General features: G+C 33.4%; 14 protein-coding genes and 2 pseudogenes. 4 read left to right on the forward strand and 12 right to left on the reverse strand.

Annotation, left to right across the window (positions count from 1 at the left end; translation table 11 throughout):
- The 9 genes and pseudogenes from CN326_RS22565 to CN326_RS22600 form a co-directional block, all read right to left on the reverse strand.
- The coding region (locus tag CN326_RS22565) for an RNA-guided endonuclease InsQ/TnpB family protein (protein ID WP_141525109.1) at positions 1–461 on the reverse strand (461 nt) is incomplete at its 3' end.
- A pseudogene (locus CN326_RS25630) lies at positions 433–606 on the reverse strand (transposase); the annotation flags it as partial. The pseudogene CN326_RS25630 and the gene CN326_RS22565, both read right to left, overlap by 29 nt.
- A gap of 473 nt (positions 607–1,079) precedes the next feature.
- Positions 1,080–1,535: a DUF3574 domain-containing protein gene (locus CN326_RS22570; protein ID WP_098311203.1), complete on the reverse strand. Its 456-nt coding sequence runs from the start codon at positions 1,533–1,535 to the stop codon at positions 1,080–1,082.
- A gap of 457 nt (positions 1,536–1,992) precedes the next feature.
- Complete coding sequence (locus CN326_RS22575) at positions 1,993–2,541, reverse strand: DUF2179 domain-containing protein (protein ID WP_098311204.1); 549 nt, start codon at positions 2,539–2,541, stop codon at positions 1,993–1,995.
- 351 nt (positions 2,542–2,892) lie between these two features.
- Complete coding sequence (locus CN326_RS22580) at positions 2,893–3,465, reverse strand: histidine phosphatase family protein (RefSeq protein ID WP_098311205.1); 573 nt, start codon at positions 3,463–3,465, stop codon at positions 2,893–2,895.
- Positions 3,466–3,636: 171 nt separating this feature from the next.
- Positions 3,637–4,353 carry a class I SAM-dependent methyltransferase gene (locus CN326_RS22585; RefSeq protein ID WP_098311206.1) on the reverse strand — a complete coding sequence of 239 codons (717 nt, stop codon included), beginning with the start codon at positions 4,351–4,353 and terminating at the stop codon, positions 3,637–3,639.
- A gap of 130 nt (positions 4,354–4,483) precedes the next feature.
- A complete protein-coding gene (locus CN326_RS22590; RefSeq protein WP_098311207.1) occupies positions 4,484–5,806 on the reverse strand; it encodes a hemolysin family protein in 1,323 nt (440 codons plus the stop codon).
- Positions 5,807–5,929: 123 nt separating this feature from the next.
- The gene (locus CN326_RS22595) at positions 5,930–6,337 is read right to left on the reverse strand and encodes a MerR family transcriptional regulator (protein WP_098311208.1); all 408 of its coding nucleotides are present in this window, start codon (positions 6,335–6,337) and stop codon (positions 5,930–5,932) included.
- Positions 6,338–6,516: 179 nt separating this feature from the next.
- Positions 6,517–7,068, reverse strand: coding sequence for a cysteine hydrolase family protein (locus CN326_RS22600; RefSeq protein WP_098311209.1), 552 nt, complete (start codon positions 7,066–7,068; stop codon positions 6,517–6,519).
- A 107-nt stretch (positions 7,069–7,175) separates the two neighbouring features.
- On the opposite strand from CN326_RS22600, the gene CN326_RS22605 reads away from it, so the two are divergent.
- From CN326_RS22605 to CN326_RS22615, 3 genes are all read left to right on the forward strand, one after another.
- Positions 7,176–7,616 (forward strand): Lrp/AsnC family transcriptional regulator, encoded by a 441-nt coding sequence (locus CN326_RS22605; RefSeq protein ID WP_253629850.1) that lies wholly within the window; start codon positions 7,176–7,178, stop codon positions 7,614–7,616.
- 158 nt (positions 7,617–7,774) lie between these two features.
- The gene (locus tag CN326_RS22610) at positions 7,775–8,674 is read left to right on the forward strand and encodes a DMT family transporter (RefSeq protein WP_098311211.1); all 900 of its coding nucleotides are present in this window, start codon (positions 7,775–7,777) and stop codon (positions 8,672–8,674) included.
- Positions 8,675–8,718: 44 nt separating this feature from the next.
- Positions 8,719–8,895, forward strand: coding sequence for a DUF1272 domain-containing protein (locus tag CN326_RS22615; protein ID WP_098311212.1), 177 nt, complete (start codon positions 8,719–8,721; stop codon positions 8,893–8,895).
- Between the two features lie 167 nt (positions 8,896–9,062).
- Here the strand turns inward: CN326_RS22615 and CN326_RS22620 are convergent, their stop codons facing one another.
- Positions 9,063–9,887: an MBL fold metallo-hydrolase gene (locus CN326_RS22620; RefSeq protein ID WP_098311213.1), complete on the reverse strand. Its 825-nt coding sequence runs from the start codon at positions 9,885–9,887 to the stop codon at positions 9,063–9,065.
- A 472-nt stretch (positions 9,888–10,359) separates the two neighbouring features.
- Here CN326_RS22620 and brnQ point away from each other — a divergent pair, with 472 nt between their 5' ends.
- Positions 10,360–11,724 carry a branched-chain amino acid transport system II carrier protein gene (gene brnQ / locus CN326_RS22625; protein WP_098311214.1) on the forward strand — a complete coding sequence of 455 codons (1,365 nt, stop codon included), beginning with the start codon at positions 10,360–10,362 and terminating at the stop codon, positions 11,722–11,724.
- Positions 11,725–12,239: 515 nt separating this feature from the next.
- Here brnQ and CN326_RS22630 read toward each other — a convergent pair.
- Positions 12,240–12,650, reverse strand: coding sequence for an SRPBCC family protein (locus CN326_RS22630; protein ID WP_098311215.1), 411 nt, complete (start codon positions 12,648–12,650; stop codon positions 12,240–12,242).
- A gap of 667 nt (positions 12,651–13,317) precedes the next feature.
- A pseudogene (locus CN326_RS22635) lies at positions 13,318–13,539 on the reverse strand (DinB family protein); the annotation flags it as partial.

Consider the following 13,539-nt stretch of genomic DNA (forward strand, 5'->3'; position numbering starts at 1 on the left):
GTTCCTTCGAGTGGTCTGTGAAGGGTGATATCTATTTCTCCCAGCTTTGTATTGTATAATTTACCGTTATCAGAAAAAGACATGGCATAACGATGCTTTCCATTTCGTTTGAACCCAAATTGCGGAAATGTCATACTCGTGTAGTCTTTATACTTTTTCTGTTTTGGATACTTTGCATCTTTACGAAAGAAATGATCAAACGCTTTTTTCAGACGCGCAAAAACTTCTTGTAGCGGCTGAGAAGGCATTTTTTTTAGAAAAGGATACGTATTCTTGTCCAATGTAAGTTGTTTTTGCATATCATAACGATTGTAATTTTCTTTATTTTGCTTATATTTCCGTTCTTTGTCTAACAAGGCAGAATTGTAGGTTTGACGACAATATTGTAGCCAACGGTTTAGCACTTCTTTTTGCGCTTCTGTTGGAAAGATTTCATATTTTTGATTCAACAACATTGTCATCACCTCCCATTCGTTTTGTCCTTGTGTTTCGGTATTGCTTTAGAATTTCTAATGGTGCACCGCCTACAGTCAGCAAACAATAACTTTGAGATCAAAAGTATTCTTTCTATAATTTCTGTCTCATTTGAGGAAATTCCTTTTTCATTCCTTTGGCTTACACCAACCAAAATTCATCCCCTCCCTACTCATTGGGCTTCACCCTTCTCATTCCTTGAGGAAGGGGAATTCTTTTGGAAGTATGTTAAACTAATTTTGGTAAAAATCCTTCATTCCAAGTGTTATACATCTTCATTTCTTAGCTCATGAAATAAAGATTTAGATTCACCATTATATGTCATGAATAGATAATGATTGCACGAAAATAAAGCATTAGACTAAATAGCAGCTATGCGATTTTTATACGAGAAATAAGGACAATTCAGAGAAATCATACTTACTAAACCAAATATGTATACATTCTTGTATAAAGCTTTCAAAAGAGAAAAGGCTTAATTTTTAATGAATAAGGGATTAGCCTCTTTGTTTACCATGAATATCACTGATTATGTAGCCTGCGCTATGATTCTTAAATAACAAAGAGGCTTGGAGACATAAGATCTCCAAGCCTTTTTCTAACCATTATTCAATGAAATACATCTTCCCGTTTACTTCAAGAGACACTGATGATTGCTTCATCTCTTCTTTTAGGGATTTCGCATATGCTACCACTTCATTAATCGTCTTCTTATTTAAGTTTTCGGCAAAACTATACACGATGGTGACTTTTTCTTTAATGAGCTGATTGTTATCTCCTACCCAGGCCCCTGTTCCTTCAATAGCGGTAGCTCCTCCAAACATTTTAGAGAATGTCTCTAGAGACTTATTAACATAGGGAGTATTATCAATAGGTTGATCTACATTATAGGTGGATGGCACATAAATTTTCACTACATTATCAAGATGGAATTGTCCCTTTAGAGCGTTTGATTCTTGAACTTTAAGTGTTTCTTGTTGTTCTGCAGCATACACCGTATGCCCTAGAAAAGTCACCAATACAATAGATAGAAACCAATACAAAATCTTTTTCCTTTTCAAGCTTGCCACTCCTTCTTATTTGACTGTTTTGCTGTCAAAACAATGGTGAGTGTTCTGTTTACAATTATATATTATTTAATAAGGTTTGAGAGATTATAATTCACTTGTTTTATATTTTTCATAAAAAGCTGTGTACATCTAACTTACTCTTTCAATATATGTATAACAATTAATTATCTTAGGGAACCTGTCGGCAAAACGCCTATATTGCGCACTAATATATTTTCTGGAAGTTAGAACCTCAATTTTCTAAAGCTTAGGTTTTTTTGAGCAATAACGAGGGTTTATGGCGATTCCAAACAGATAATTTATTTATCGTTCTTTGGATGAATTTTATATATCCAAAAGTCAAACCAAAAACAAATCATCGAAACAAAGCCTTAAACTACTAATGATGAACTAGCAAAAAAAATAGTATATAAAAAAGGCGAAGCTATCCTCAACCTCGCCTTTTCTCTTATGATGCCTGATCATCTTTTTTCTTCATTAACGCACGTTTTTTCATCGCTTTTGTTAAATATCCACCTTTGAAAGAGCGAATTTCGTATGAAGCCATAAATGCTTTCGGTGCGATTTCGTTAATAATCTCTACCAACTCTTTTTCACGCGAACGCTTTGCTACAATATCTAAACGATAGCGCTCAGAATTCATTCCTTCTCCGATGAAGACTGTCACACCAAATCCTGCATGTCTTAGTGCGGTCACAAGTTCTTCGCAACGCTCTAGTAAACTAACATTATACGTAATATATCCAATAGCTAATTTATTTTCAATATAACCACCGAGCAACAACCCAGCACTAAACCCGATGACATAAGCTACAATATTCATCATATTTGATAAGTCTTGAAATACAATTCCTAAACTAACAATATAGATGACTCCTTCTAACAACCCAACACCAGCAGCGGACTTTGTTTGATTCTTTACAAGCAGAATTGTACGGATTGTCAAAATTGGCACATAAATAATTTGCAGTAAGAAAATAAGTAACGCTTGTAACATATGTATCCACCTCTTCCTAAAAGTCTGTTGTCATAATAACATACAGAGTCGTAAGAAAGCGATGAATTTTATTAATTTTCTTTCTATTTTAGTTCAAAAACTTCAAAAATAACAAAGAAAAAGAATCCTAGATTTAGGATTCAATCTAATAATCAGTTCTTGAAATCATAAAATCTCTCAAAAGGCATAAAAAGCATGCATCATCTCTGGCACAGGTGTATTTGTGTTAACCCGCCATTCACATGTATTGCAAGGACTGCTGCAGTTGTGTTGTGGTGTTGAACTAACACACCTGACAACATGATATTGCTGTTATATAAAGTTTCAGCCTTCCTCGAGTAATATTCAAAATCATTCTGTCCACAATCTCTTTATATCAATTAATTGTTCGTCATTAAATTCCATCTTGTATACATCCGGTTTTGATGTCTGCATTAAAAATTCAAATCCATATTGACTATCAAAATATCCCATCATTAAAGTCATGACAAGTCCATGAGTACCAATTACAATTTTATGACCTTTAAAATTCTTTAATATATCTTTCAATACTGCCACAGATCGGCTCTGACAATCTGCATTTGATTCTCCTCCGAGTAATGAAAAATCTGGATTGGAAAACATCTTCTTTACGAGTGGATACAATTCCTTATCTGATATTATCTTATCTTCACTTGAAAACATACATTCTCTAAGGTTTTCGTATATTAATATTTCTTTACCATAAAAATGAGCTAAATTCTCTATCGTCAACACAGCTCGGCTATATGGACTTGAAATAAACGTGTCTACTCCTTCATCTTTCAATAATTCAGTTACTCTATACGTATCAAGCCTCCCCTTCTCAGTTAATCCACGCGTTCTTTCGTCCTCTTCTATTTTAGGTGATTCACCATGTCTAACCATGTAAATATATGTATACATAATTCCCCCCTGAAAATACTTACAAATAATAGATTACTGTGACTTTATATAACAATTAATATCCGCTATACCATGCTTCGTTGTAAGACTATTATTCTATGGCTACATGACCTAAGATTTAACTTGAAGAAAGCTTACAAGACAATAGTTTTTTTCCGGATTCTTACATTCTTAGAATTCCTTTTTCTTTGCCTTTATAATTAAAAAACTCGGTTGTTTCATTAACTTTTCATAAGATGATGGATAATTTGTTTTCAATTCTTCCGTCGGAATAGGCTCTACAATTTTTTCAATTTCAAAATGACGAAGCGTTTCATTTATAATGTCTTGTAGTGGCCGGCGATAAAAATACATATCAACATATTTACCGCTTTTCTTCCATTTATCATGAAGCAATTCACGCTTAAAATATTCTTTTTTCTCTGACAGGTGAATATCCATTGCCGGATGATGAACGGAGAACAAAAATGTTCCATTTGGCTTTAATATTCTCACAAATTCAGCAAATGTTCGTTCCCAATCTGCAATATAGTGAAGAGCTAAAGAGCTAACAATGCTATCATATGTACAATCTGCAAAAGGTAACGTATTTTCAAAGTCTAATCGATAAATCTCAGCTTTCTCTCCTACTCTTCGCTTCGTAGCAGCAATCATCTCTGAACTTACATCAATCGCGGTTACATCTGCTCCCCGATTAAGAAACTGTTCTGTATACCACCCTGCCGCACAGCCAGCATCAAGTACCCTCATTCCTCTCATATTATCAGGAAACTGATTCATCATAGCTGGTCGTTCATAATCTGTATTATACGGACTGTCATAATCGACACTTTGTTCATAATGGCCGGCAAGTATATCGTACGCATCAATGATTTGTTGTTTATTCATATCCATCCTCCTCTAACTTCAAAAGACGTAATTTTCATTTTATCACACATCCGAATAATTAAGAATATTAAATTATTTAAACAAAAATCAATTGATCTCTCAAACTTTGAGACACATAAAAAAGCAGCAACTATACAGTTGCTGCTTCTTCTTGTTGTAAATCTATTTTACGAATTTCAATACGCTTAATTTGATGCGCGTCTTTTTCTAGAACTTTAAATTCATATCCTTCTGCTGTAACAAATTGTCCTTCTTGAATTTCGTGATTTTGCGTCATCACCCAACCGCCAATTGTATCAACTTCTACTTCGTCAATGTGTAATCCAAATAAATCTTGAATCTCACTAATTAATACTTTTCCGTCGACAATTTTATGGTTCTCATCAACATGATGAATCGGAGGATGCTCATCTTCATCATATTCATCACGAATTTCACCAACAATTTCTTCTAATATATCTTCAAGCGTCACAATTCCCGCTGTACCGCCGTATTCATCATACAAAACAGCCATTGGAATTCGCTTTTTCTGCATTTGCAGAAGTAAATCATGAATTGGGATTGTCTCCATTACTTCAATAATAGGACGCATAAACGTTCGGATAGATGAAAGATCTTCTTTATCATTTTTCATATAACGAATAAAGAAATCTTTTACATTCACCATACCGATAATATCATCTTTATCTTCTCCAAAGATTGGGTAACGTGTATACTTTTCACTTCGGATAATTTCCATATGATCTTCTACTGAATCTTCAAGATAGAAACCAACGATTTCTGTACGCGGCACCATAATCTCTTTCGCAAGACGATTATCAAATTCAAAAATATTGTTTACATACTTATACTCCGCCTGGTTAATTTCACCGTTTTCATAGCTCTCTGAAAGTATTAAACGTAATTCTTCTTCCGAGTGTGCTACTTCATGCTCAGATGCTGGTTTTAATCCAAATAAACCAGTTACAAGACGCGCTGATTTATTTAACATCCAGATAAACGGGAACATGATTTTGTAAAATATAATAAGTGGTGCTGCAAACAACATTGTAATTGTCTCTGCTTTTTGAATTGCTACTGTTTTCGGTGCTAGCTCACCAACTACAACATGTAAAAAGGTAACTGTTGCAAACGCAAGAATGTACGATACTGAATTCGCAACCGTTTCTGGGAAATGTAGATCTTGAAATAACGGCTGTAATAAACGATGAACCGTAGGCTCTCCAAGCGATCCGAGCGCAAGAGCTGTAATGGTAATTCCTAACTGACACGCCGATAAATACTCATCTAAATTTGTTGTTACCTTTTTGGCTGCTAATGCACCCCGTTTTCCTTCCGCAACAAGTTGGTCAATACGGCTTGAACGCACCTTAACCATAGCAAACTCTGCTGCCACGAAAAATCCAGTAAACGCGATTAAAATCGCAATCATAACTAAATTAAATATTTCCAAAGAATCCCCCTTAGTTCAAAAACTAAGGTGTCCACCTCCTGTATGAATAATTGCTTTGTTTACTCTCTAAATTTAGAAAATAAAGCGCTATACAGAAATTAAAAGGGTGGATAGCTCTACCTACTATAAAAGTAAGATAAGAGATTGTATTAAAGCTGTCGTTTGAGTTGATAAATGTTTCGTTAGTTTTTCGCGCTGTGAATCTGTTAACCCATCTAATAACGGTTTTAATTCTATTAATTCCGTCTCCAAACGGTGGATACGCTCTGTTACATCATTTACTTGTTCCGAAACGTTTTCATTAACACCGAGCAGCTTTTTTTTCTCCTCGATCCTATCCTTAATTTCAGAAAGCGGTATATGCATTTCTTTACATCTCTCAATAAAACGTAAAGTTTCAATTGCTGCTTCGTCATAGTAGCGATAATTAGATTGAGATCGCTCCGCTTTCAAAATACCTAGATTCGTATAATAATCAATCGTTCGTTTCGAAACATGAGCCATGTGAGCCAACTGTCCGATTCGGTACACCTTCCCAACGACCTTCCCTCCCTACATATGTTAAAAACATCATACAATATATAAACTGTACAGTCAAACGTTACGGTTAAGAATAACACTTTATAAAAATATTAAGAATTATTTTCACTCAAACAAAAATAAAAAAGAAGCTACTGCTCTACATACCGTAGAGTAGCTTCTTTTTCCTATTACATTCTACGCAATAAAAACTCTTCTGTTTCTATTACTTTCGCAAACATATTATCTAAAGCACTCATAAATGCCGCATGCACATGTTTGGCCCGAATCGTTTCATTGTGAAATATAAGATTCCTTGTCGTACAAGCATCTTCAATTACTGTACATCCAAACTCTAGATCACTGGCAGCTCTAACCGTTGTATCAATACACATATGCGTCATCATTCCGCATATCACCAAGTGTTCAATCCCTTCTTGCTGAAGTAACTCTAGTAAATTTGTTTCCCGAAAACTGTTTGGATAATTTTTTTGTACAACATATTCACTTTCAAGAGGTGCTACATGAGGATGAATTTTTACACCATCTGTATTCGGAAGAAAAAAAGTAGCCCCTTCTTTTACTGAAATATGTTGCACATGAAATACAGGTAAATTCATTTTTCTAAAGAAATCTAACACTTTCTTTGCATTTCCTGCTGCTTTTAATGGTTCATGTAATTCAAATCTTCCACCTGGAAAATAATCATTCTGAATATCAATTAATACAAGTCCTGTCTTCATTATTAGCCCTCCAATATTTTGAAAATTAAGTTATAATCTTATTATAAATCTTTATTGAATTCGCGATAACATTCTCATGAAAGACATTAACGTCATATGATTTCACCATGAAAGGGTTTGAAACCATGATTGATTCAACAGATTTACAAATACTTGATTTACTAAAGAAAAATTCACGAATGCAGTGGAAGGATATTGGAAAAAGCATTCATATGACAGGTCAAGCCGTTGGAAACCGTATTAGAAAAATGGAGGATGAGGGATTGATAAAAGCATATACTATTTTAGTAGATCATCTAAAATTAGGTGTGCAGTATACTGCTTTTATTACTGTTTTCATGAAGACAAATCAACACGCAAAATTCACTTCCTTCATCACAAATAAAGATTCCATTGTAGAAGCCCATAAAATAAGTGGTGAAGGATGTTATTTACTTAAAGTACAAATAGACTCCCAAGAAAACTTACATAATTTATTAAATGAAATTTTAATCTTCGGCAACTATCGTTTAAATTTGTCAATTCATCAAGTAAAAGAAACTTACTAAGGATAGAAAGGAGAATAGCGATGTATTACAACAACTTATTCGAAAATGATCAGCCAGTAATCCGTCTCTAAGACGGGCATAATAAATCTTCTAGATTAAAATGCTTCGTCTTAAGGATAACTATCTCTAATCCTAAAAATAGACGGAGGTCATATGATATGAAACATTCATTATTTGGTGCATTTTGTTTATCGCTTGCTGCAAGCATTTGGGGAGGTATGTATGTTGTCAGTAAATATGTACTAGACTTTGTTCCCCCGCTCACGCTTGTTTGGTTACGTTTCGTTATTGCTTTTGCGATTTTATTTATGATTTTACAAATAACACAGCAAAAACAGAAAACAAAAATTCCGATCGAGAAAAAAGATTGGTTATTATTTGCCTGGATCGGTTTTATCGGTTATTTTGTCTCCATTACATTTCAGTTTATTGGGACAAAATTGTCTGATGCACATACAGGCTCTTTAGTAACATCCGCAACACCAGCTTTTATGATCATTTTTGCAAGAATAATAGTAAAAGAACGTATTACCATTCGCAAGTTCATTTCCGTACTCCTAGCAACTTTAGGTGTTACCATTGTTATCGGATGGGATATAAAAATTGGAACGTATTTCACCGGAACAATCATCTTAGTCGGGGCTGCTATTACGTGGGCATTATTATCTATTTACGTCAAAATCGCCTCGCAACGTTTTTCTTCCTTAATCATTACAACGTATGCGATATTTTTTGCGATTTTGTTTATTACACCTTGCATGATATGGGAATTGCAATCTAACAGCATACAAAGTCTTAACACATTTATAGTTTTAGGGATTTTATACCTTGGCATCATTTCAACTGCTGGTGCATTTTTTCTTTGGAACAAAGGTATGGAATTAATGGATGCGGGAATCGGCTCACTCTTTTTCTTTTTCCAACCTATTGTTGGAGCGTTTCTCGGATGGTTACTACTGCACGAACAGCTAAAAACTACATTTTTCATTGGAGCTTTACTCATTGTAGTAAGTGTTCTTATCGTTACAATCGATAAAAGAGAGACATCTTCTAATTAGAGATATGATTATGAAAGTTATTTTACTATGTAAGGAGGCATCCCATGGCACTAGAAATGAAAACAAACTGTCAAACTTGTAATACTTCTCTGCAAGGAGATTCAGAAGCATACATTTGTGTGTATGAATGTACTTTTTGCCTACCTTGTACAGAGAATACTAATCATATCTGTCCAAATTGTGGAGGCGAATTAGTACGGAGACCAAAAAGAAAGAAATAAAGGTTCTCTTTCACATAGTAAAAGCGCAAAATCTATAAGATTTTGCGCTTTTACTTTTGTTTTTTTACACTTGATTTCTTTTTTCTTTTCAATAATCACTTCTGCTAAATATTTATATCCACACTCTCTAAAAAGCTTATCATTTGGAAGATAGATTAAGAGTCTTTTTATTTATGTATTAATTTCCCTTCAAGTGCGTCAATATACCTTTTCGCTGATTTTTGGACAGCTTCATTTGCTTTTCCCTTCACGATTCCGTGAAATGCATTATGTAAACGATTAAACTTTAATTTTTTTACTCTTTCAGCCATCTCTTTCACCTTACCTGCTGGCAATGGAATGAGATTCGGATAACTATACATAAAACTTACCCATCTTGAATCAGCAACAACTTGAATGATATCTCCAGTTAATAAAATTCCTCTTCCTTCATCTCCAGTTTCCCAATGTAAAACAGCACCACCATTAAAATGCCCACCTAAACGATACAATGTAATACCTTCGGAAAGTTTTAAAGATTCTCCAGACCAGAATATAATACGATTACTTGGGCGCATCACCCATTCTTTATCATCTTCATGAATGTATATAGGAACATCAAAGCGTTCCGCCCATTCTACCTGTGTAGAATAATAATGGGGATGCGATAAAGCAATCGCATGAATTCCCCCTAACTCATTTATTCTTGCTACAGTCTCTTCATCAATATACGTAATGCAATCCCATAACACATTATACTTATTAGCTTGAACTAAATAAGCATTTTGACCAATTGCAAACTTTGGATTTGTTGTTATGCTATATAAATTTTCTACTTCTTTTACAATCTCATTCTTAAATGATTTACTTTTCTGTATGCTCTCTAAAGTTGTCCATGATTGCCCCAAAGGGTTTACATATTGACGTTCCTCATTACAAATTACACAGTTTACAGGCGGTTCTTTATAAAGTGGATATTGTACACCACACGTTGTACAAACATAATGCTTCATTCTATTTCTCCCTTTCTCATTTCATTGAATACAAATTAATCCAAAATATCATGAACAATATGTAAAATTAAACCCCCACTATTTAACAATTTGACATTTGAGTAACAAAATACCTCTCCAAACACTTATTTCTATCCATACTATCACAAAATTTACCTTTTATTCTATATTTTCTGAATAATATACTCTTGATTTTATTGAATATTTAATTTATTATTTTGTTTGTTATATAAAAATAATAACATCCATAAAATATCGTATGATACACCACCGAAAGAAAGCGCTTAACAATTGTAATTAATTAAATTTTCTATATAATAAAAATAACGGACAAAATAAATTTACGAAAAATTCATTTTTGTCTTGCATAATAATTTATTTTTGTTATCATCGTTAATGATTCGACAAAAAATGACTTTGTATTGTATCTTTGTGTAAAAAATTCAAAATATTTAAATTTGGAGGTTTTTTTGTGACAAAAAAAGTGCAAACTTCACATATTTTTGTGATTGGGCTTATGCTTTTTGCTCTCTTCTTCGGAGCAGGTAATTTAATTTTCCCTGCTATGTTAGGACAAACATCCGGAAGTAACGTATGGATTGCAACCGCAGGATTTTTAATTACAGGAGTTGGCGTACCACTACTTGGTGTATTAGCACTTGGTGTTTCAGGTAGTGACGACTTACAAGCAATGGCAAGTCGTGTACACCCATTGTTTGCGAGTGTATACACATTTATTCTTTATTTAGCAATTGGTCCTCTTTTTGCTTTACCTAGAGCAGGAAGCGTATCTTTTGAAATAGGTATAAAACCATTTGTAGGAGAAAATAGTGGTCATTTACCTTTAATTATTTTCACTATTCTGTTTTTCGGGATTACTTGTGTACTCTCTTTAAATCCTACAAAGATTGTTGATGTTGTCGGGAAGTTTTTAACTCCAATTAAATTGACATTTATCGGTATTTTAGTTGTTACCGCTGTCATAAAGCCAATCGGTGACATTCAAGCACCCACACAAGAATTTGTTACAAATTCTTTCTTCAAAGGCTTTCAGCAAGGCTATTTAACAATGGACACTCTCGCAGCTTTCGTATTTGGTATTATCATTATTAATTCCATCAAAGAGAAAGGTGTAAGTGACAAAAAAGAGATTATAAGTGTATGTATAAAAGCAGCCATCATTGCCGCTGTCGTATTAATTGCTGTTTACACTTCACTTGCATACATGGGTGCTTCTAGTGTTTCTAAATTAGGACATTTAGAAAACGGCGGGGAAGTTTTATCAAAAGTAGCAAATTACTACTTCGGTTCTTTAGGAAATTTATTATTAGGATTGATGATCACTATAGCTTGTTTAACGACGAGTGTTGGACTTACTACAGCATGTTCATCTTACTTCCATAAAGTATTTCCACAAATATCATACAAAACATTTGCTGTTATTTTAGCTACTTTCAGTGCTCTCATTGCTAATCTCGGCTTAACACAGCTGATTACCGTATCTGTACCTGTATTAACAGCAATATATCCTTTAGCGATTATGCTAATTGTATTAACGTTTCTACACCGATTGTTTAAAGGGAGATCAGAAGTATATCAAGTAAGTTTATTATTCACTTTTATTGTAAGTATCTTTGATGGACTGAATGCAGCAAATCTGAAAGTTGATTCGATAAATTCTTTATTCTCTCACTTACCTTTATATGATGCTGGATTAGGATGGATCGTTCCAGCACTCATCGGAGCTTTACTAGGCTATGGAATTAGTTTATTACGAACGAAGGATAATTCTAATGTAAATACTTCTCATGATCTTGCACGTAAAAAAACATCCTAAACTTTTTAAGTTTATTTAGATTCAAGAAATTTGAATTAATCTTTGTTTTAACAAGAATAGACATATAATGTTACACATTATATAAGAATAAAAGAAGAGGATAGTGACATACAGAATAATTCTGTATGTTCTATCCTTTTTTGTACCACAAATGACCTCATTTACCACAACATTTGTATTGGCTGTCGACTTGTTGTTGCTTTAAAATAAAGTTTAATCAAATTAATACTAATAACTTTGATAAACGATCATAGAAAAGAGCGTGTTTTGAAAAAAAGATTGATCAAAACACGCTTTTTTTATATTCAATTGAATCATCCTTTTATAAAAAAGTTTGATAATTTTTGTGATCCTTGCTCAATTAAAGCGCCCTTTAATGGAATAACTAAAATATGATCTCAATCCTAAAATCACTTAATTCTTCTTCAACTAACTCTACCCGTTACTTTAAGTACAATATTTCACAATCTGGATTGATTGAGCGATGATGGCTCAATATTATTTTTCTAAGTTTATTATTTTACTTCCTTCTCAATGGTCTGCTTTATTACTTGAGATGCTCGATCAATGCGAATTCTCATTTCAGGTTCTGTATGATTTGGTAGAAAATCAGTGATCCAGACGAGAATACTTTCGTTCTCATCCTTTGCAAAAACTTGAAAAGAAGCATGATGATGAATTAAGGGTGGATTACTTCCTTCGACAACTGTATAAGAGAACCGATATGTTTCGGCATCAATCGAAACAATCCGTTCACGTACTACTCCTCCATGTGGAAAATATAGAATTCTATCATTACCGTCTAACTGGGTATCCAAAGTATACCCTGGTACAAACCGTTGATGTACAGCACCGATATCACTTACTGCATCCCATACTTGATCAGCATTTGCTTCAATTACGATTTCTTTACAAATAGTAGCCATATCTTTCTCCTCCTTCCCCATTATTATATTTTTGATTAATATGTAAGTGGATCAAAAATATAATAATTAATGTGTTTTTTTAAACTTTTCTATTTATTGGTTATTAGAAGCACAAAATTTACAATTAGGATCTTTACATAGTTCTCTATTATGCATAATGACATTTTAATTCAGACGTACTTTTCCTTTCACTATAAAAACCCCTTAGATAACTATATACAAAGGGGTAAAGCATCGTAAATTTTTTGCAAACATCGCGACTTTATTCAAAACATCGTGTCTTTTTTATAAACACCGTGACCTTATTTAAAAGCGACAACCATACATATTAGACATATCTAAAATGTGTGGTCCTTTTAATTTCAACTGTTTCACTTATCTAACCTAAATATAATTATAAGTACACTTGTAAGTGTTTTTTATTTAAGTCATTATTTTTTGGCTTTTTGATTGACAGCAAAGTTGTAGCTTTGAAATAATGTTTGGTCAAATTGATACTAATAACCTTGATAAATGAGCAAAAAGAAAGAGCGTGTTTTGAAAAAAGATTGATCAAAACACACTCTTAATTTATTTAATTGAATCATTCTTTTATAAAAAAGTCTAATCATTTCTGTGATCCTTATTCCATTAAAGCGCCCTTTAATGGAATAACTAGAACGTTCAGTCAACGATTTGATGGCCATGCCCCCTGCATTTTCCTTAATTGAATAATTTGGCCTGTATGATAAGCATCATGAAGCATGATGTCCTGTAATTTCTCCTCAAGTGAATTTTGCTCAAGCTCTTTTTCGGAAATTGCACTCAATACCTGTCTTAAATTACGTTGAGCATTTTCAGAACGTTCAACGACTTTCTTCCATTCCTTGTCATCATTAGATTGATTGGT

It is taken from the genome of Bacillus sp. AFS018417 (assembly GCF_002560985.1).
GTDB lineage: Bacteria > Bacillota > Bacilli > Bacillales > Bacillaceae_G > Bacillus_A > Bacillus_A rhizoplanae.